This window comes from Roseobacter phycocola (assembly GCF_042055075.2).
Lineage (GTDB): Bacteria > Pseudomonadota > Alphaproteobacteria > Rhodobacterales > Rhodobacteraceae > Roseobacter.
Genome location: NZ_CP194010.1, coordinates 3756979 through 3776428, shown reverse-complemented (window position 1 = coordinate 3776428; position 19450 = coordinate 3756979). Strand labels below are relative to the sequence as shown.

Annotated in this window: 21 protein-coding genes and 1 tRNA gene; 8 read left to right on the top strand and 14 right to left on the bottom strand. The window is 61.6% G+C overall.

Translation table 11 applies throughout. The annotated features are described in order from the left end of the window. Nucleotides 1–72: 72 nt before the first annotated feature. Nucleotides 73–198 carry a hypothetical protein gene (locus AB4K19_RS18705; protein ID WP_375229752.1) on the bottom strand — a complete coding sequence of 42 codons (126 nt, stop codon included), beginning with the start codon at nucleotides 196–198 and terminating at the stop codon, nucleotides 73–75. Between the two features lie 303 nt (nucleotides 199–501). Here AB4K19_RS18705 and pyrF point away from each other — a divergent pair, with 303 nt between their 5' ends. Together pyrF and AB4K19_RS18695 are read left to right on the top strand one after the other, a co-directional pair. After that, nucleotides 502–1218, top strand: coding sequence for an orotidine-5'-phosphate decarboxylase (gene pyrF, locus AB4K19_RS18700; RefSeq protein WP_375229751.1), 717 nt, complete (start codon nucleotides 502–504; stop codon nucleotides 1216–1218). Nucleotides 1219–1535: 317 nt separating this feature from the next. Continuing rightward, nucleotides 1536–2789 (top strand): DNA polymerase IV, encoded by a 1254-nt coding sequence (locus tag AB4K19_RS18695; RefSeq protein ID WP_375229750.1) that lies wholly within the window; start codon nucleotides 1536–1538, stop codon nucleotides 2787–2789. A 243-nt stretch (nucleotides 2790–3032) separates the two neighbouring features. On the opposite strand, the gene AB4K19_RS18690 is transcribed toward AB4K19_RS18695, so the two are convergent. Continuing rightward, nucleotides 3033–3893, bottom strand: coding sequence for an N-formylglutamate amidohydrolase (locus tag AB4K19_RS18690; protein WP_375229749.1), 861 nt, complete (start codon nucleotides 3891–3893; stop codon nucleotides 3033–3035). Nucleotides 3894–4043: 150 nt separating this feature from the next. Between AB4K19_RS18690 and AB4K19_RS18685 the strand changes: the two genes are divergently transcribed. The 3 genes from AB4K19_RS18685 (at nucleotide 4044) to AB4K19_RS18675 (ending at nucleotide 5142) form a co-directional block, all read left to right on the top strand. Continuing rightward, nucleotides 4044–4118: transfer RNA gene (locus tag AB4K19_RS18685), tRNA-Val, on the top strand. 75 nt (nucleotides 4119–4193) lie between these two features. Beyond that, a complete protein-coding gene (gene ykgO / locus AB4K19_RS18680) occupies nucleotides 4194–4319 on the top strand; it encodes a type B 50S ribosomal protein L36 (protein ID WP_005850168.1) in 126 nt (41 codons plus the stop codon). A 118-nt stretch (nucleotides 4320–4437) separates the two neighbouring features. Beyond that, on the top strand, nucleotides 4438–5142 hold the full coding sequence (locus tag AB4K19_RS18675) for a DUF1868 domain-containing protein (RefSeq protein ID WP_436398537.1): 705 nt from the start codon (nucleotides 4438–4440) through the stop codon (nucleotides 5140–5142). Nucleotides 5143–5163: 21 nt separating this feature from the next. Here the strand turns inward: AB4K19_RS18675 and AB4K19_RS18670 are convergent, their stop codons facing one another. Then, nucleotides 5164–5439, bottom strand: a complete 276-nt coding sequence (locus AB4K19_RS18670) for a PilZ domain-containing protein (RefSeq protein ID WP_436398535.1) — start codon at nucleotides 5437–5439, stop codon at nucleotides 5164–5166. A gap of 132 nt (nucleotides 5440–5571) precedes the next feature. On the opposite strand from AB4K19_RS18670, the gene yghU reads away from it, so the two are divergent. Further along, nucleotides 5572–6447 (top strand): glutathione-dependent disulfide-bond oxidoreductase, encoded by an 876-nt coding sequence (gene yghU, locus AB4K19_RS18665; protein ID WP_375229746.1) that lies wholly within the window; start codon nucleotides 5572–5574, stop codon nucleotides 6445–6447. A 122-nt stretch (nucleotides 6448–6569) separates the two neighbouring features. Here yghU and AB4K19_RS18660 read toward each other — a convergent pair whose 3' ends face one another. The 7 genes from AB4K19_RS18660 to AB4K19_RS18630 form a co-directional block, all read right to left on the bottom strand. After that, entirely contained in the window at nucleotides 6570–8252 is a 1683-nt protein-coding gene (locus AB4K19_RS18660) for an ABC transporter permease (protein WP_436398533.1), read from the bottom strand. Between the two features lie 18 nt (nucleotides 8253–8270). Beyond that, nucleotides 8271–9122, bottom strand: coding sequence for an alpha/beta fold hydrolase (locus tag AB4K19_RS18655; protein ID WP_375229744.1), 852 nt, complete (start codon nucleotides 9120–9122; stop codon nucleotides 8271–8273). Between the two features lies 1 nt (nucleotide 9123). Then, complete coding sequence (locus AB4K19_RS18650; RefSeq protein WP_436398531.1) at nucleotides 9124–10320, bottom strand: phenylacetate--CoA ligase family protein; 1197 nt, start codon at nucleotides 10318–10320, stop codon at nucleotides 9124–9126. Further along, nucleotides 10317–10805 carry a hypothetical protein gene (locus tag AB4K19_RS18645; RefSeq protein ID WP_375229743.1) on the bottom strand — a complete coding sequence of 163 codons (489 nt, stop codon included), beginning with the start codon at nucleotides 10803–10805 and terminating at the stop codon, nucleotides 10317–10319. Before AB4K19_RS18645 ends, AB4K19_RS18650 begins: the two co-directional genes overlap by 4 nt. A gap of 1 nt (nucleotide 10806) precedes the next feature. Beyond that, on the bottom strand, nucleotides 10807–11643 hold the full coding sequence (locus AB4K19_RS18640; RefSeq protein ID WP_375229742.1) for an ABC transporter ATP-binding protein: 837 nt from the start codon (nucleotides 11641–11643) through the stop codon (nucleotides 10807–10809). A 70-nt stretch (nucleotides 11644–11713) separates the two neighbouring features. Then, on the bottom strand, nucleotides 11714–12997 hold the full coding sequence (locus AB4K19_RS18635; RefSeq protein WP_375229741.1) for an ABC transporter substrate-binding protein: 1284 nt from the start codon (nucleotides 12995–12997) through the stop codon (nucleotides 11714–11716). A 91-nt stretch (nucleotides 12998–13088) separates the two neighbouring features. Beyond that, the gene (locus AB4K19_RS18630) at nucleotides 13089–14165 is read right to left on the bottom strand and encodes a branched-chain amino acid ABC transporter permease (RefSeq protein ID WP_375229740.1); all 1077 of its coding nucleotides are present in this window, start codon (nucleotides 14163–14165) and stop codon (nucleotides 13089–13091) included. Between the two features lie 197 nt (nucleotides 14166–14362). Here AB4K19_RS18630 and AB4K19_RS18625 point away from each other — a divergent pair, with 197 nt between their 5' ends. Then, the gene (locus AB4K19_RS18625; RefSeq protein WP_375229739.1) at nucleotides 14363–14698 is read left to right on the top strand and encodes an SHOCT domain-containing protein; all 336 of its coding nucleotides are present in this window, start codon (nucleotides 14363–14365) and stop codon (nucleotides 14696–14698) included. A 6-nt stretch (nucleotides 14699–14704) separates the two neighbouring features. Here AB4K19_RS18625 and AB4K19_RS18620 read toward each other — a convergent pair whose 3' ends face one another. The 3 genes from AB4K19_RS18620 to AB4K19_RS18610 all read right to left on the bottom strand — a co-directional run bounded on the left by AB4K19_RS18620 (nucleotide 14705) and on the right by AB4K19_RS18610 (nucleotide 17025). Then, nucleotides 14705–15694 (bottom strand): branched-chain amino acid ABC transporter permease, encoded by a 990-nt coding sequence (locus tag AB4K19_RS18620; protein WP_375229738.1) that lies wholly within the window; start codon nucleotides 15692–15694, stop codon nucleotides 14705–14707. Between the two features lies 1 nt (nucleotide 15695). Beyond that, nucleotides 15696–16118, bottom strand: a complete 423-nt coding sequence (locus tag AB4K19_RS18615) for a hypothetical protein (RefSeq protein ID WP_375229737.1) — start codon at nucleotides 16116–16118, stop codon at nucleotides 15696–15698. A gap of 88 nt (nucleotides 16119–16206) precedes the next feature. Continuing rightward, the gene (locus AB4K19_RS18610) at nucleotides 16207–17025 is read right to left on the bottom strand and encodes an ABC transporter ATP-binding protein (protein WP_436398527.1); all 819 of its coding nucleotides are present in this window, start codon (nucleotides 17023–17025) and stop codon (nucleotides 16207–16209) included. 88 nt (nucleotides 17026–17113) lie between these two features. Between AB4K19_RS18610 and AB4K19_RS18605 the strand changes: the two genes are divergently transcribed. Continuing rightward, nucleotides 17114–17293 (top strand): hypothetical protein, encoded by a 180-nt coding sequence (locus AB4K19_RS18605; protein ID WP_375229736.1) that lies wholly within the window; start codon nucleotides 17114–17116, stop codon nucleotides 17291–17293. Between the two features lie 38 nt (nucleotides 17294–17331). On the opposite strand, the gene AB4K19_RS18600 is transcribed toward AB4K19_RS18605, so the two are convergent. Next, nucleotides 17332–19302 (bottom strand): AMP-binding protein, encoded by a 1971-nt coding sequence (locus AB4K19_RS18600; protein WP_375229735.1) that lies wholly within the window; start codon nucleotides 19300–19302, stop codon nucleotides 17332–17334. Between the last annotated feature and the right edge of the window lie 148 nt (nucleotides 19303–19450).

The window sequence follows — 19450 nt, the reverse complement described above, 5'->3', positions numbered from 1 at the left end:
ATTCTCCTTTTCATAAGCGCCCGTCCCGTCCGGCACCCGGCTAAGCGGCATACCGGCTCCTGAGGCCTTGGATCATATCTGGTGCGCCACACGTCCGGCTTCAAGACCATATTCGCGCAGCACGGGAATACTGTAGCCCCGCGCGCGCGCCTGCACCCTGATCCACATCAATTCAAGATGGGAAACCGTTTCACCCATTCCCCGTTACCCCCTGACCTGCGGCGGCTAAAACAGCGATGTGGGGGCGCAAAACAGGTGACACGCAATGAACACCAGCGCCAGACGCGTAACCAGTGGGCCTGTTTTGCCTGCCTGACATCAGATGGCGCACTGCGTTAATGGAAACCTGACCGCTTCCCCGGACCGTTTCCTGCAGTGTGAAACAGCTGAATGACAGTTTACCCGGGGCACGCCCACCGCGTGTTCCGGGTTTTTACGTCTGCGCATAGACATTCACGCACCACAGGCCTAATCACACGGCAGATTTCCGGGGGATGCAGAATGACTGATGACAGATTGATTGTCGCACTGGACGTGCCGAACGCTGTGGCCGGGCTGGACCTGGCGGGCAAAATCGGGGACGCGGTCAGCTTTTACAAAATCGGTCTTGGCATGCTGACCGGCGGCGGCCTGGCGCTGGCCAATGAGCTCAAACAGGAGCACGGCAAGCGCATCTTTCTGGACATGAAGCTTTTTGACATCGGGGCCACGGTCGAGGCTGCGGTGCGCGGTCTGGCGCAGTTTGATCTGGATTTTCTGACGGTGCACGGCGATCCGCACGTGGTCCGCGCGGCCCGCGAAGGGGCCGGGGGGTCACAGACGAAAATCCTGGCCGTAACGATCCTGACCTCGCTGGACCGTGCTGATCTGGACGCGGGTCTGATCGTGCCCGGCGACATACCGGACCTGGTGCAGACACGGGCCGCGCGCGCGTTTGAGGCCGGGGCGGACGGTGTGATCGCCTCCCCGCAGGAAGCTGCACTTATCCGGTCCCTGCCGGAAGCCGCCGGACGCCTGATCGTGACACCCGGTGTGCGGCCCGCAGGCGCGGATCTGGGCGACCAGAAGCGAGTCGCCACGCCGGCCCAGGCCATTGCGGACGGTGCTGATCATATTGTTGTCGGCCGTCCGGTCTGGACAGCAGAGGACCCGGGCGCGGCGGCACGGGCCATCGTGTCCGAGCTGAACAGCCCTCAGGCACAAAGCCCAAATCGCTGAATTTCAAAGACAATTCATAGTTGTACACAGCCTGTGGATGGATGAGGAATCACCCACTGTTTCACTCAACAAACTGTGGCTCAAGCACAACAGACAACAGCATCCAGGCTAAATCCTGCAAATTGGCCTCGGCGGTTTCACGCTCAGGTGGTAAGTTGACGTAAGGTGATACTCCCCAACGGACCATGTCTTCCTGAGGTTCGTTACCTCCCCCCGCTTCAGGCAGCGGGGGGTTTTTCCTTTCAGCGCATGATGGCAACCCGGAACAGTGCTGGTATACTGTACCCGACCGCCGCCCCTGCCGGATGCTGTGACCGATGCCCGCCCTCTGCCGTGACTGTCTGACCGAATTTGATGCGGGTCGCCGCTGTCCGTCCTGTGGCAGCCCCCGCGTGGTGGCGCACGATGAGTTGCGCGAGCTGTCGATTGCGCACATGGACTGCGACGCCTTTTATGCCTCTGTCGAGAAACGCGATGACCCGTCCCTGCAGGACAAACCGGTCATCATCGGCGGCGGCCGGCGGGGCGTTGTTTCAACCGCCTGTTATGTGGCCCGTATCCGGGGAGTGCGCTCTGCGATGCCGATGTTTCAGGCCCTGAAACTCTGCCCGGATGCGGTGATCATCCGGCCCCGCATGGAGGCTTATGTAGAGGTGTCGCGCGCGATCCGCGCCATGATGGAAGAACTGACGCCGGACATTGAGCCGCTGTCGCTGGACGAGGCCTTTATGGACCTGTCCGGGACCGAACGGCTGCATGGCGCACCGCCTGCGGTGATGCTCGCCCGCCTGATCCGGCGCATGCGTACCGAACTGGGGCTGACGGGCTCAATCGGGCTCAGTCACAACAAATTTCTGGCCAAGGTGGCCTCGGATCTGAACAAGCCGCACGGATTTTCCGTGATCGGGCGCGCGGAAACGGATGATTTCCTGCGCGACAAACCGGTGCGCCTGATCTGGGGCGTGGGTCAGGCCGCCCAGGCATCGCTGGACAAGGCAGGCATCCGTACGTTTTCCGACCTGCTGCGCTGGGAGCGCACGGATCTTGTGGCGCGCTTTGGCTCCATGGGGGACCGGCTGTGGCATCTGGCACGCGGCCAGGACAGCCGCCGGGTTTCGGCGCATGCCCCGATGAAATCGATCTCGAATGAGACAACCTTTTCTGAGGATACTGCTGATCCTGATCTGCTGGACGGACACCTTTGGCGTATGGCCGAAAAAGTGTCCGACCGGGCCAAGGCAAAAGGGCTCGCCGGGCGGGTGGTGACGCTGAAACTCAAACGCGCAGACCATTCCCTGCTCAGCCGGAGGGTCAGCCTGCGGGACGCCACCCAGATGGCCGATACCGTTTACCGCACCGCACGCGGGCTTTTTGATCAGGTCGGAGACGAAGGTCCCTACCGGCTGCTGGGGTGCGGGTTGTCGGACCTGATCGCCGATGCAGACGCGGACCGGTCGGGAGATCTGCTGGACCCCGGTGCCAGAACACGGACTGACGCGGAACGGGCGACCGATCAGATCAGAGCCCGGTTCGGGCCGGATGCTATTCTGAAAGGCCGGGCGCTGCGCTGAGGGCATCAGGCCTGCGCGAAAACATACGGGCGAGCCCCCTCCCCCCGGTTGACGGGGGTCGGGCGCTGTCCGGCGGTGCCCGCCAGACGGCCTGGGAATGAAGGGGCTGTTTTCGCCTCTGAACTAACGCGCAGGAGCAAGAAATTCACATTACTTCGTGTTGGACGTGAAACGCAGGAAGGTACCTCTGCCATTGGTCGAACCCGCCCTGCAGCATGTATCCTCCGGAAAAACCGAAGTGACTTACTCAGCCGCCAGCGGCATCCTGCCCTGCCCGATCTGCGCAATCTCTGCGATGACACCGCGCAGTGCGGCGCGCACGTTATCATAGTTGTCGTTGGGCGTGATTGTACGCTCGTTCATATAGAGCGACCGGTCGATCTCTATCTGGACCGCATGCTGTGCACGGGACGGCCTGCCATAGGCCTGAGCGATATAGGCACCGGCAAAGGGCGCATTGCGCGCCACGGCAAAGCCTGCGGATGCGAATGCTGCCTCGATCCGGTCCACCACGTCACCGGAAGCTGCGGCACCAAACCGGTCGCCCAGGACCACCTCCGGGCGGCAGGAACTTGTACGGGCGATACCGGCAACGGCTTCACGCGGCATGGAATGGCAGTCAATCAGCACTGTCTGGCCAAAACGGCGGTGTGCCCTGTCCAGCAGGTCCTGAAGCGTCGCATGATAGGGATACCAATAGGCATCGAGGCGTTCCCGCGCCTCGCTGAGCGGGATCTTCCCGCGGTAAATCGCCCGCCCATTCGCCACGACCCGGGGAATCACCCCCAACCCGGAGGCCACCCGCGGATTATGCCCCTGACGCCGCACACCGTTGATCAGTGCCGGGTCAAGCTCATCCGGGCTGCGGTTGAGATCGACAAAGGCGCGGGGGGCACCTGCGCGCAGAAACGGCGCTCCGAAATCTGTAGCTGCCTCAAACAGGCAGTCCACAAAGGCATCCTCTGACGAGCGGATCACATGGCTGTCCAGCACCGACCGGCGCATCATCGCAGACGGGTAGTCCCGCCCGCTGTGCGGCGAGGCAAAGACAACGCAGGAGCTCAGATACTCTGGTTCGGTTATGTCAAATGCATCGGGTGTCATTCGGTTTCCTTCCGCTCAGAGCATAGCGCATAAAATATGAAAGCCAAAAGCTCTTGATCCCTCTGGCGACTCCTTTTATAGACCCCGCTACCGGCGCGTTTTTTCGCGCCCCATTTTTGTTTGGGGCAACAGAATCCGCATCAACATAGTGGGTGATTAGCTCAGCGGTAGAGCACTTCGTTGACATCGAAGGGGTCACTGGTTCGATCCCAGTATCGCCCACCACCTGTTTCACTGGTCCGCTGCGGCGGGCCGCCCGCAACCCGGCGCTGGCCCGCGCCACAACATGAGGAGATGACCATGAAGGTTCGCAACTCGCTCCGCTCGCTCAAGAACCGGCACCGCGACTGCCGTGTTGTGCGCAGAAAAGGCCGCGTTTACGTGATCAACAAAACGCAGCGCCGGTTCAAAGCCCGCCAAGGCTAATCTGCAGCGCAGCAAAGTAACGAAAAGCCGCTCCTTCGGGGCGGCTTTTTTCTGTGTCAGCCCAGAAATTTCTGTATCTGTGATGATGTGACAGGCCGCACCAGTACAGGAGAACCCAATGACACAGCGCAGCGAAGTGGCGGCAGCGTCCGCAGGCAACAACCCACGGCCACCCGGCCGGCTGGGCCTGCGCTATGGTCCCGACGGGTTCCTGCACGAGCCGGGCAATACCGTCGTCTGCCATCTCGACCGCAGCGACCCCGCCCACACCGCCGTGCTGGAGGCGCGCCACGCCATTCAGGCGCTGCCCGGCGCGGAGTGTCTGCTCTTTACCGCCGAAGACAGCCTGCACATGACCGTGTTCGAAGGCATTATCGAAACGCGCCGGACCGAAGATGCCTGGCCCGCTGGCATGGACCGCACGGCCCCCGTTGATGACATCACGGAAAAGCTCAAGGAGCGCCTGTCTGCCTTTGTACCGCCACCTCCCTTTCAGGTATCGGTCACATCTCTCCGGCCCGGCGGGCTCAACCTCGATGGCGCCACACCACAGGACCGGGCGACGATGCTGGCATGGCGCGAAGCGCTGACAGAACCCTTTGGCTTTCGCCACCGCGAACACGACAGCTACCGGTTTCACATGACTTTCGCCTATTTCCTTGACTGGATTCCGGATGATCTGGTGCCGGTCTGGGAAGCCGGGTTGCGGGACATCCATGCAAAGCTGGCAGCCCAAGCGCCGGTGATCCCGCTGGGTCCGCCTGCCTTTTGCCGGTTCGAAGATATGGACGCTTTTCCGGAACTGCTGGTGCTGGGCACCTGACGCCACAAGGCAACCACGTCCTCAGACCAGGCGGCGTAACAGCCCCAGGACATGGGCGGTCAGCGCAGGCTGAAACGCAATGCCCGCTGCATCCCCCCGTTGCCAGGCCACTTTGCCCGGCAGGCGATGGTTCATCAGCTGCAGCGCAATCATCGCGCCCGCAGGCATCGGCGGGGCCCCGGACAGACGGGCGCCATCCTCACTGATGTTCAGGACAAGCACACGATCCCTGACCTGTCCGCAGACAAGGGTGGCCGGCATCCGCGCGGCAGCCCGCTGTTTTCGCCATTTGTGCATGGTGTTATCCGGCCTGTGCGTCTCGGGAGCCGAGACTGCCACAAATGTGCTTACGACAGATTAACCCTGGCCCTTGTTCTGATCCGAACAAAGCATAGGTCGGTGCAGGAACGGCGACGAGAGGACAACAGGATGACCGATACCACTGAATACACACCGCCCCGCGTATGGACCTGGGACCAGGAAAGCGGCGGGAAATTCGCCAGCATCAACCGCCCCATCGCCGGACCGACGCACGACAAAGACCTGCCTGTCGGGAAACACCCGCTGCAGCTCTATTCGCTGGCCACGCCCAACGGGGTCAAGGTCACGGTTCTGCTCGAAGAACTTCTCGCGCTCGGGATTTCAGAGGCGGAATATGATGCCTGGCTGATCAAAATCGGAGACGGCGATCAGTTCGGCAGCGGCTTTGTGGGCGCCAACCCCAACTCCAAGATCCCGGCACTCGTGGATCACAGCTTTGATGAACCCCAGCGGGTCTTCGAATCCGGCGCGATCCTGCTGCACCTGGCGGAACGTTTCGGAAAATTCATGCCCGAAGGTCCCGCAGCACGGGCTGAAACGCTCTCCTGGCTTTTCTGGCAGATGGGATCGGCACCTTATCTGGGCGGCGGATTCGGCCACTTCTATGCCTATGCGCCCGAGAAATTCGAATATCCGATCAACCGTTTTGCAATGGAAACCAAACGGCAGCTGGACGTGCTGGACCGGCAGCTGGCGGAACATGAGTTCATCGCGGGCGCAGAGTACACAATCGCGGATATCGCCATCTGGTCCTGGTACGGGCAGCTGGTTCTGGGCCGGCTCTATGATGCGGCGGAATTCCTCGATGTCGACAGCTATGAGCACGTGATGCGCTGGGCGAAGGCCATCGACGCCCGCCCCGCAGTCCAGCGGGGCCGGATGGTCAACCGGACCTTTGGCGAGCCGGAAATGCAGCTGCATGAACGCCACGATGCAGGTGATTTCGACACGCAGACCCAGGACAAAACGGGCGAGCCTGCCTGATCCGGCACCGCCTTCATCCGCGTCTGCAAAGGGCAGCGCGACAGGTACAGGGTGAAACCGGGCGCAATCGCGCTAAATCAGGGATAACAGTGCGCAGGGTCGTCGGAGAAATCCGGCGGCCCTCATCTTTTGCGCTGCCGTCCCACCTGACGGCAGATCAGGATCACGGGCAGCACACCAATGGCCACAATCACCAGACTGGGCACCGCTGCCCCCTCCAGGCGCTCGTCACTGGCCAGGCGGTACGCCTGCACCGCCAGCGTATCAAAATTGAAGGGCCGCATGATCAGCGTCGCGGGCAGTTCTTTCATCACATCGACAAAAACGATCAGCAGTGCAGTCAGCAGGCTGGGCGCCAGGATCGGCAGATGCACGCGCCGCAGCGTACCGCCCGGCGTCTGGCCCAGCGACCGCGCAGCGGCATCCATATTGGCCGGTACAAGCGCCTGGCCGCCTTCGTATGCACCAAGCGCCGCTGCCAGAAACCGCACCATATAGGCCGCGACCAGCAGCCAGATGGACCCGGTGATCAGCAGCCCGGTGCTGAAATCAAACTGCGCCCGCATGAACGCGTCGAGCGCATTGTCAAAGGCCGCAAACGGCACCAGCAGTCCCACTGCAATCACCCCGCCCGGCACCGCATAGCCCAGCCGGGCGACATAGGCCGCGGTCCGCGCCTGCCTGCCCGGGCGCAACCGCAGGAAAAAGCCCACGCAGATCGCCGCCAGAACGGTCACACCCGCTGCGACCGATGCGAGGATCAGCGAGTTGCTGATGAACCCGATGTAGCGCGGGCTGAGCAGGTTCTGCTCTGAGCCCAGGGCCATCGAAAAGAGGATAATGATCGGCAGCACGGCCCCCAGCAGCACAGGCACCGCACACAGCGCCATCGCAAATGCGGCCTGCCGGCCCCGCAGCCGCGCGGGCTCCATCGGTTGCTGGCGGCGCGCGGGGTCATAGAACTGCGCGCGCCCGCGCTGCGCCCGTTCCAGCATCGCCAGCAGCAGCGCAAAGCTCAGCAGGCAGAGCGCCAGCTGCGCGGCCCCCGCCCGGTCGCCCATGGAAAACCAGCTGGTATAGATGCCCGTCGCAAAGGTCTGGACCCCGAAATAGGCCACGGTGCCGAAATCCGCGATTGTCTCCATCACTGCCAGGAGCACGCCGCCCGCAATGGCCGGACGGGCCAGCGGCAGGCTGATCCGGAAAAACGCAGACCAGGCGCTGGACCCCAGCGCACGGGCCGCCAGAAAGGTGGTCGCCGACTGCTGCAGAAAGGCCGCGCGCGCCAGCAGATACACATAAGGATAAAGCACCAGCACCAGCATCGCCGCCGCCCCGCCAACCGACCGGACCTCAGGGAACCAGTAGTCCCGCGCGCCCCACCCGGTCACATCCCGCAGAAGCGACTGCACAATGCCCGGATGATCCAGCACATGCGTATAGGCATAGGCCAGAACATAGGCTGGAAAGGCCAGCGGCAGCACCAGCGCCACCTCAAAGAAGCGCACGCCGGGAAAGCGTGTCATGGTCACCAGCCAGGCCGCACCGACGCCGATGGCAAAGGTGCCCGAAGAGACCAGCACCACCAGAATAAGCGTTGTCAGGCTGTACCGGCCAAGCACGGTACCGGCCAGATGCGCCACCGTGTCCGTACCCCCGCTGAGGGCCGCAATGGCCACGGCCACCATGGGCAGCGCACAGACCATGGCCACCACAAAGGCCATGCCACCCAGGGCCCGCAGGCTGTCTGTGGCGCGGCGCAGCCGGAAAGGCGCACCAGGGCTGGTATGTGTCTGATCGGACATGCCCCGTTTTTGACTGTTTCAGTCGGAATTACCAGCCCCGACCGCATGACCCGCGCCTGAGCGGAACGGCCTGTCCTCGAAAAAGTCGAGAACATCGTCGAAAACGCGCGGCTCCGTCAGGAAAAGCAGGTGTCCGTGACCGGGATACCCGGTGATCGCCACACCCCCCAGTTTCTGCGCCAGGGCCTGCGTCTGTGCCAGCGAAAACACCGGGTCCTCAAGGCCCACAAACAGGTGGCTGTTTGCCGCCGCATCAAAGCCCGTGGGGTCCGGCAGGGTCCACCGGCGCAGGTCATCCGTATGGGCGCGGGGTTTGCCTTCATCCGGCATCACGATCTCGTCGAGGCGGTCGTCGATATAGCGCGTTGCGGCCGGGTTTTCACGGTCCGCGCGCCCGAAGAGCAGCGTCCGGTAGTACTCCAGCCAGACCCTGCGCACATCCACAGACCGCGCCCGCAGGGCCGCACCGGCCACGTCAACCGCGCCGCGCAGCCCGGTCTGCAGCCCGCCGCCCCGCTCCACCGCTGATGACATCAGCGCCACGCGCAGGTCCCCGACGATCAGGGCGGCGGCGTCCAGGACAATCGCCCCACCGGTCGAATATCCCAGCAATCTCAGCTCTTTGCCCGGATACCGGATCGCAAAATCCGCAATCTCGCGCGCAGCTTCTGCAATATCGAGTGCGGGGTGCACCGGGCGCCCGTCGAGCCCCGGAAAGCGGTAACGCACCAGCGCATAGCCTTCCCGCGTCCAGGCTTCCGCCGGGTCGAAAATGGAAACAGCCGCATGCGCGCCGGGCACCAGCACGGCAACCTTACCGGCCGCTGCAACCGCATCGGCATCAAACAGCAGGTGCCCCTGTTCCGTCACCTCAGTCGTAGGACCGCTGGTCTTCGATCACGACGCCGTCGCGCGGCAGACTGCCGGGCGCGACCACTTCAATAACGCCCTTCATCTTCAGCACCGCCGCCACGCTGTCCGCATAGGCAGCCGGATCACCGCCCGCCGCCTCCAGCCTGACCGTCATCGTGTCCTGCGCACCATCCCGGCCCGCGATCACCCGCGCGCGTTCCACTTCCGGGTGACGGGCCGCCAGGGCCGCCACCTGTTCCGGGCGCACGAACATTCCCTTGATCTTGGTGGTCTGATCCGCGCGGCCCATCCAGCCTTTGATCCGCATGTTCGTCCGCCCGCAGGGGCTCTCACCCGGCAGCACTGCTGACAGATCACCGGTGGCAAAACGAATGAGCGGATAATCCGGGTTCAGCGATGTGACCACCACTTCGCCCACCTCGCCCGCCGGGACCGGATCGCCCGTGCCCGGGGTCACGATCTCCACGATCACGCCCTCATCGACGATCATCCCCTCCATCGCGGGGCTCTCATAGGCGATGTTGCCCAGATCGGCGGTCGCATAGCATTGCAGACAGGTGATCCCCCGGTCCGCATAATCCTGCCGCATCGCCGGGAAGAGCGCGCCACCACTGACAGCCGCCTTTGTGATGCCTAAGGAAACCCCCATCTCGGCGGCCTTATCGAGGATCACCTTCAGGTAATCGGGCGTGCCCGCATAGGCCGTGGTGCCCACATCCGCCGCCGCCTGCACCTGCAGTTCGGTCTGGCCCGTGCCCGCCGGCAGCACAGCCGCCCCCACCGCCCGTGCACCGTTCTCGAAAATCATACCCGCCGGGGTCAGGTGATAGCCGAAACAATTCTGCACAATGTCATCCGAACCGATCCCCAGCGCATGCAGAAACCGCCCCAGACGCCACCAGTTGTGCGTCACACCACCGGGTTCATAGATCGGCCCGGGCGACTGAAACACATGCGCCACGTTCTGCACCGGAATACCACCAAACGGCGGCTTTTCCTTCTGCCAGGACGCCAGCGCGGATTTGCGCAGCACCGGCAGCGATGCCAGATCGCTCAGGGCATTCAGCGCCACACCGTCGGGCAGACAGTTGTCCTGCGCCGCATGCACCGCCGCCACCTGCCCGCGCAGGGCCTCCAGCTGTACCGCCTCGCGCGCATCCCCGCTGCGGGTTTCCAGATCGTCAAAAAATGTCATGTCTTTCCGCCTTCCGCCTCACAGTCAGACCAGAGTATTGTTTCACGCAGAGGCCTGTCGGCCTTCAGTTTTTCTGCCAGCAGCACTGGATAACCTGCAAGAATTGTTTCCATCATCGTTTCATAGGGCCAGATCTTGTCGCACACAAAAGCGCGGCTGGTCTCTTTGTCACACAGGCCCTCATCATAACAGAATGCGAAGCTTTCGAGGTACTGTGTGTATGGCGTCAACCGGATAATTGTCTGCGTCAGGTGGGTCTCGCTTCTGGCCTCCGCAGGTGTCAGAGCCGACGACCGGGCAGCAGCTGTCAGTAATTCGGTTGCCCCTGAAACCACCGTCTCAGAACCGGACTGCTCGACAAAATGCAGAACTGCGCGCTTCTGTTCACGGACAGACAGATCTTCTCTCAGAAAAAGCTCGTTTACAGCCAGCCCAAGACCGCACAACACCGCCGCAGTCTGAATCCAGTCTGTCCAGGCTGACACTTCAGCTCAACCACCGCTTGCGGCGGCGATAGCTGCGCACATCGCGGAAGGACTTGCGCCCCTCTTCGGACATACCAAGGTAAAATTCCTTCACATCCGGGTTCTCGCGCAGCTCTGCAGCAGGACCGTCCATCACCACACGGCCCGATTCCAGGATGTAGCCGTAATGCGCAAACCGCAGCGCTACGTTGGTGTTCTGCTCAGCCAGCAGAATTGTCACCCCCTGCTCTTCATTGATCGACTTCACGATCTCGAAAATCTGCTCCACCAGCTGCGGGGCCAGCCCCATAGACGGCTCATCCAGCAACACAGTCTCGGGCCGCGACATCAGCGCGCGACCAATCGCCGTCATCTGCTGCTCGCCACCGCTGGTATACCCCGCCTGGCTTTTGCGCCGCTCTTTCAGGCGCGGGAAATAGGTATAGACCATCTCAAGGTCCTGCTGGATGGCGGCATTGCCATCCTTGCGCGTGTAGGCGCCGGTCAGCAGGTTTTCCTCTACCGTCAGGTGCTCGAAACAGTGACGGCCCTCCATCACCTGAACCACGCCCGCGCGAACCGTTTCCGCCGGATCGGCGTGATGGATTTCCTGGCCCCGGTACCGCACAGACCCTTTGGTCACCTCGCCCCGCTCCGAGGCCAGCAGCCCGGAAATGGCTTTGAGTGTCGTTGTCTTGCCCGCGCCGTTACCGCCCAGCAATGCGGTGATGCCGCCCTTGGGCACATTCAGCGAAACACCCTTCAGCACGAGGATCACGTGATTGTAGATCACCTCGATATTGTTGACCTCCAGCACCGTTTCGGCGGCGGCCTCTGCCTGATGTTGCGCGTCCAGCATGGGGTTTACCCTTCCCGAAATAACTCATGTCTCCGGCGGCAGCATGTGCCGCCGCCGGAGGTAACTGCGATCAGTTGCAGTTGCTTGCGATGTTGTTCTCTGCCTTGAACGCGGCAGAGTCCTCGTCGATCAGCGGCTGGATGACGCTCATGTCGGTCGGCGCAAAATCCGCGATTTTCACGAACTCGCCTGCACCGGCATCCCACTGCGTGACGGCAACCATGCCCTCACCACCGTGGTTTTCGCAGGACACCGAGAAGGTCGGACCAAAGTTCGGCAGACCTGCCGCGACCATCACGTCCTCGGTAATTTCCAGAGCTTCCATGCCGTCGCGCATCTGACCGCTGGTGATGTCTGCGACGCCGTGGATCTCCTGCGCCTTTTTCACGGCCTCAGCCGCCAGCATCGCTGCATAGATCCCGCGGTTGTAAGGCACGGTACCCAGCTGATCGCCCGCACCGGCGGCTTTGCCCGTGTCCACAACGTATTTCTGCAGATCGTCGTAAAGCGGGAAGTCATCGCCCACAGCCGTCAGCGCCAGCGCTTTGTAGCCATTGGCCTTGTCGCCCGCCGGGGTCACGTCGATCTCGGCACCGGACCACCAGATACCGATGAAGTTCTCCATCGGGAAACGGATGTTCGCGGCTTCCTGAACGGCCACCTGGTTCATCACGCCCCAGCCGTACATGATCACATTGTCCGGCTTTTCACGGCGGATCTGCAGCCACTGCGACTTCTGCTCCTGGCCCGGGTGATCCACCGCCAGCAGTGTCAGCTCAAAACCATGCTTCTCGCTCAGCTTCTCCAGCGTCCGGATCGGCTCCTTACCATAGGCGGAGTTGTGATAGACCAGCGCGATTTTCTTGCCGGAGATGTCACCGTTGTTCATGTCGAGGATGTGGTTCACCGCCGCCGACGCGCCATTCCAGTAGTTGGCCGGATAGTTGAAGACGTGGCTGAACACATCACCGTTCGCGGCCGACGTCCGGCCATAGCCCATCGAGTGGATCGGGATGTCATCCGCTGTCGCTTTGGGGATCAGCTGATACGTGATGCCAGTGGACAGAGGCTGATAAACCAGCGCGCCTTCGCCCTTGGTGCTCTCGTAGCATTCCACACCTTTTTCGGTGTTGTACCCGGTCTCACATTCCAGAACGCGGGTCATTACGCCGCCGATGCCACCATCGCGCTCATTGAGCAGCGTGAAGTAATCCGCATAGCCATCCGCAAACGGGATGCCACCCGCCGCATAGGGACCCGTGCGGTAGCTCAGCGACGGGAACACCAGGTCCGCCATCACCGGGCTTGCTGCCATCAGACCCGCAACGGCCATTGTGCCTAACTTGTATTTCATCGGTAAATCCTCCCTTGGGTTACATCCGATAGTGCCGGTTTTCCGGCTTGTTCCGGCGGGTATTTTCCCGCCTGTCGTTTCGCGGCCCGCCCTAGTGCGGGAAGGGCCACAGTCTCAGTTTCTCTTTCGCCAGCCGCCACAGCTGCGCCAGCCCGTGCGGCTCCACGATCAGAAAGATCACAATCAGTCCGCCCACGATAACCAGATTGAGGTGCGCCACAATATCCGTGGGCCAGCCCAGCCAGTCGACGCCGATGATCTTCAGCAGAACCGGCAGCAGCACCAGGAACGCCGCCCCCGCAAAAGAGCCGAAAATCGACCCCAGCCCGCCGATGATGATCATAAAGAGCACCAGGAACGACTTGGTGATGCCAAAGGCCTCGCCCACTTCCACGGCCCCCAGATAGACCGCAAAGAACAACGCGCCCGAAATACCCACAAAGAACGAACTCACCGCAAAAGCCGTCAGCTTGGCACGCAGCGGGTTCACCCCGATGATCTCGGCGGCAATGTCCATATCCCGGATCGCCATCCACTCACGCCCCACAGACCCGCGCGTCAGGTTGCGCGCAATGACCGCACTGGCAATCGTGAAGATCAGACAGAACAGATAGGTGGCCCAGGCTTCAGTGTTCGGCCCGGTGATCAGAATGCCGAATGTGTCGCGCTCGGGCGCGTTGATCTGACCCGAGGCCGAATAGTTGTAGAACCAGGACACCCGGTTGAACATCCACACCAGGAAAAACTGCGCCGCCAGCGTCGCCACTGCCAGATAAAACCCCTTAATCCGCAAAGAGGGCAGACCAAACAGCACACCCACCGCCGCCGTGATCCCGCCCGCCAGGATCACATGAATGAACATGCTCACCTCCGGAAAGGCGGTCATCAACTTGTAACAGGCATAGGCGCCCACCGCCATAAACCCGCCCGTCCCAAGGCTCACCTGACCACAGTATCCCACCAGAATGTTCAGCCCGATCGCCGCAATCGAATAGATCAGAAACGGCATGAAAATCGAATTGACCCAGTAATCATTGATCATGAACGGAATGACAAACACGGCCACAAACAGCACCGCATAATACCGCCAGCGGTCAAACCTTATGGGAAAGGTCTGACTGTCCTGGGGATAGGTGGTGCTGAAATCACCGGCCTCACGATACAGCATGTCTTACGCCCTCCCGCCGGGGCCCACTGCGGCCCCATGTTTCTTCTGGTCCGAAATATCCCGGGGTGCGGGGCAGCGCCCCGCGAAAATCCACCGGCCAGCGCCCCGCATTAACCATTTCACAGGAAATCACATGATTTCCCAATTCTGCCCCATTTGCTCCGGCACTCATGTCTGCACGAACCGGAGTGGGATGAGTGACGGCAGTACTGAACGAAATAAGGGGCCTTGAGGCACGCCTGGAGCGCGGAGAACTGACACATGCGCAGTTCCTGACCAAACGCGCGGCACTTCTCGACAGTATCGAAGTCGCGGAGACGGAATTCACCGGCACGCCCACTCCCGAAGAACACAGACCCGTACAAACAGGCTCCTCTGCCCTGGTGCTCAGCATCGTGGTCTGCCTTGCGGTCATGACCCTCTGCATCGGCTTCACCCTGCTCTTCCTGCCGGACCTCAACCTGGCACTCACGCTGGGCGTGACGATCCTGGCCGCGCTCAGCGTAACGCTGCTGGTCGCGCCCGAAGACTGATCCGCGCTACACACGTTCAATGATCTTCTCCCCGAAAAGCCCCTGCGGACGGAACACCAGAAAGACCAGCGCCAGCATGTAAGCAAACCAGTTCTCTGTGGCACCGCCCAGATAGGGCGCACCGATCAGGAACTCGAACAGCTTCTCGCCCACGCCGATGATCAGCCCGCCGACAATCGCCCCGGGGATCGACGTGAAACCGCCCAGCATCAGCACCGGCAGCGCTTTGAGCGCGATCAGCGACAGCGAGAACTGCACGCCCGATTTCGCGCCCCACATGATGCCGGCGACCAGGGCGACAAACCCGGCCAGCGACCACACCAGAATCCAGATGAAATTCAGTGACACACCCACCGACAGCGCCGCCTGGTGGTCATCGGCCACCGCGCGCATGGCGCGGCCCTGTTTGGTGTACTGCGCGAAAATCACCAGCCCCGCCACCAGCAGCGCGGCCACGATGCTCGCCACGATATCCAGGTTGTCGATAAAGAACCCATAGCCGAAAGCGTTATAAGTGGTCTCGTCGATCCAGAGGTTGATGCCCTGCGGCAGCCCGACCTCCAGCGTCTTGATGTCGGACCCCCACATCAGATCGCCCACCCCTTCGAGGAAATAGGCCAGACCAATGGTCGCCATGAACAGAATGATGGGCTCCTGCCCCACGAGGTATCGGAATATGAACCGCTGCACGAGCCAGGCCAGCAGCACCATCGCCGCCATGGTCAGAAGGATCGACAGCACCGCGGGCAGGTTCCAGCCGAAATAATGCACCTCGGTGCCGAACACCGCGTTGATCAGATGCGCAAACGGCACCTGCCCGTTCATGATCCCATAGAGCGTCATCGCCGCAAAAAGCGCCATCACGCCCTGGGCAAAGTTGAAAATACCGCTGGCCTTGTAGATCAGCACGAACCCCAGCGCCACGAGCGCATAAAGCACCCCGGCCATCAGCCCGTTGAGAAACACTTCAATGGTCCAGAGAAACTGTTCGGGCATATCAGGCCTCCTTATCCGTTTCGCGCACTTCAATCATTGGTCCGCGTGTTTCGTTGCCGGGCGCAAAACGTATCTCGATACGCGGCTCATGGGTCAGGCTCTCCAGTGTGCCGCCCAGCGCCTCCCACGTCCCGGCTGCAAGCTGCCGTTTGCTCCAGGCTTCAAAACCCGCACTCAGATCCGTACCCGCACCGGCGGCTGCTACGATCCGGCAGGCCCGACGTCCGTCCACCGTCTGTACGACAAAGACATGTCTGCGCGGCCCGGCAAAAGCGGCGCCCTCAGCACCAGCCCAGTCCGGTGTCTCTATGCCCGCAAGCCCGCTCACGGCGGCAGGGCGGAAGTCCGACAGAGGCTTAAGACAAACATCGACAAACCGGTCAAACGCCAGTCCACCGGCCTGAACGGCTCCGGCGGTCAGCAAACAAACCGCTAACGCAGCGTTCGCCACGCACCGACGTAATACCGACGTTAAACCGACGTGATACCGACGCCCCACCGACGCCCCGAAATCAGTCATGCGAGACCCCCAGATAGGCGTCGATCACGTCCTGATTATTGCGCACCTCGTCGGGCGTCCCGTCGCCGATCTTTTTGCCATAATCCATCACGACCACGCGGTCGCTGAGGTCCATGACAACGCCCATGTCGTGCTCGATCAGCGCAATGGTCGTACCGAACTCGTCATTCACATCCAGAATAAAGCGGCTCATGTCCTCTTTTTCCTCGACGTTCATGCCCGCCATCGGCTCGTCCAGCAGCAACAGCGACGGCTCTGCCGCCAGCGCGCGCGCCAGTTCCACCCGCTTTTTCAGACCGTAAGGCAGACGCGACACAGGCGTCTTGCGGATCGCCTGGATTTCGAGAAAATCAATAATCTTTTCAGCGACTTCCCGGTTCTCGGTCTCTTCGGTCTCCGCCGCACCTTTCCACAGCGCCTGACGCCACAACCCGGTTTTCATCTTGGTCAGCCGCCCGGTCATCACGTTGTCGAGCACCGACATACCCTCAAACAGGGCGATGTTCTGAAAGGTCCGCGCAATGCCCTGCCGCGCCACCTGATAGGGCTTCATCGCCGGGCGCGGCGCGCCCTTGTACCAGACCTCGCCCTCCTGCGGGACGTAGAAGCCCGAGATGACGTTGAGCATCGAGGATTTACCCGCACCGTTGGGTCCGATGATCGCCCGGATCTCGCCCTCACGGATATCAAAGGAGATATCCTTGATCGCCTCAACCCCCCCGAATCTAAGGGTAATATTGCGCATCTCCATCACGACGCCGCCGATTTTGCGACCGTCGGCTGTGGTGTATCCTTCGGACTGATCAAGCATATCCGCCCCCCTGCGCGCGCAGCCTGCGCGAAATATTAACACTCATCTGCCTATGGTGGTGACGGGAGCAGCCGGAAGGAACAGCACCATGCAGACAGACTGGGAAAGTAACTGTCTCGTGTCCATGGCCACCAGACGCCACCGCCGTGGTCTCAGCCGCGCGGAAGCCATCCGCGATATCGACATTGCCCTGCGCGGGTTTTCGACCCGTTTCCGCATCGGCCAGGCCGTCCGCAGCGTATACGACCGGCGGGACCGCTTTATCTGAACGGGCCGCAGACCTGCCGCCGGACTGGATCATCGACCTCATTCCGCGGCCATCCGCGTCCCCACCGGGACCACCTTCGCACTACGCACTTCCAGCGTCGCTGAAATCGACCCCTTGCGACCGTCCTCATAAGTCACTTCCGTGACCGTACTGACCTCCGCCGACCCGTCATAAAGTGCTGCGATGATATCATCGTATTTCTCTTCAATGATCCGCCGCCGCACCTTGCGGGTCCGTGTCAGCTCGCCGTCATCTGCATCAAGCTCTTTGTGCAGAACGACAAACCGGTGCACCTGGCATCCCGACAGCATTTCGTCCTGCGCCACAGAGGCGTTCACCTCCTCCACATGGGCCTGGATCGTATCCATGACCTGGCTGTGGCGCGCCAGTTCCTGATAGGACGCATAGCCGATGTTGTTGCGTTCCGCCCAGTTGCCCACCGCCGTCAGATCAATATTGATGAACGCCGTGCATTCGTCCCGCGCGTTGCCGAAAACCACTGCTTCCAGAATATTGGGGAAGAATTTCAGTTTGTTTTCAACATACTTCGGCGCAAAGAGCGACCCGTCCGCCATCTGACCCACATCCTTGGCGCGGTCGATGATCCGCAGATGGCCTGAGCCTTCCTCGATGAACCCCGCATCGCCCGTCGCGACCCAGCCTTCGGGATCTTTGGTGTCCGCCGTGCTCTCCGCGTTTTTGTAGTACTCCACGAAAACGCCCGGCGAGCGATAGAAGACCTCGCCGTTCTCTGCGATCTTCAGTTCCACGCCCGGGCAGGTTACCCCCACCGTGTCGCTGCGCACCTCGCCATCGGGCTGCGCAGTGATGAACACGGTCGCCTCGGTCTGACCATAAAGCTGTTTCAGGTTGATCCCCAGCGACCGGTAGAAATCAAAGATCTCCGGCCCGATGGCCTCACCGGCGGTATAGCCGACCCGCACCCGGCTGAAGCCAAGCGTATTTTTCAGCGGCCCATAGATGAACAGCTCACCGAGGTTATACTTGAATCGGTCCCACTGGCTGACCGGATTGCCGTCCAGGATGTCCGCGCCCACCTTGCGCGCCTGGGCCATGCAGACGTCAAACAGCCAGCGTTTGAACCGTCCGGCATCTTCCATCCGGATCATCACATTTGTCAGCTGCGTCTCGAAAACGCGCGGTGGCGCGAAATAATAGGTCGGCCCGATCTCGCGCAGGTCCGTGTGCATCGTGTCGGCGCTTTCCGGACAGTTCGTACAGAAACCTGTCCACATGGCCTGCCCCACGGAAAAGATGAAATCACCCACCCAAGCCATCGGCAGATAGGCCAGAATATCATCCGTCTGACGCAGGTCGTCGAATTCCGAGGACGAGCGCGACGTCTCGATCACATTACGGTTGCTCAGCACCACGCCCTTGGGCTTGCCCGTCGTCCCGGACGTGTAAAGCATCACGCAGGTGCTGTTGTATTCCAGCTTTTCCTCGCGACGGCTGATCTCGGGCAGCAGTTCATCGCGTTTGGCACGGCCGGCATCCTGTACGTGGGTATACTGGTGCAGTTTGGAATGGTCGTATTTGCGCAGCCCGCGCGGATCGAGATAGATCATCTGCTCGAACTGCGGCAGCTCGGCCTGCACTTCGATCACCTTGTCCACCTGCTCCTGATCGCCGGCGATGACAAAACGCGCGCCGCAATGCCCCAGCACATAGGCCATCTCTTCGGCCACAGCATCCTGATAGAGCGGCACCGGAATGGCGCCGCACATCTGTGCCGCGACCATCGACCAGTACAGGCGTGGCCGGTTCCGTCCGATGATGGCGACGAAATCCCCTTCGGCCACGCCGAGGTCGATCATCCCGAGCGCCAGCGCCTCGACCTCTTCAAGCGTTTCCGCCCAGGTCCACGACTGCCAGATGCCGTATTCTTTTTCACGATAGGCGGGTGCGGCCTGAAACGCCTCAGCGTTTCGGCGCAAAAGAGCAGGAACAGACCCGATCCCACCCGGCTTGCCGGCTGTTTGCTGCACTTCTTGTCCTCCCTGGCGGCCCATTTTTACGGATCTCACCGTAAAGACAGGCCAGCGCAGTCAGCACGCGCAAACCTCTCTTCCTGCCAGGGAGTTTGGCGCGTGAAACGCTGTCTGTCCAGTAGAGCGGCGAAATTTATTTAACGCC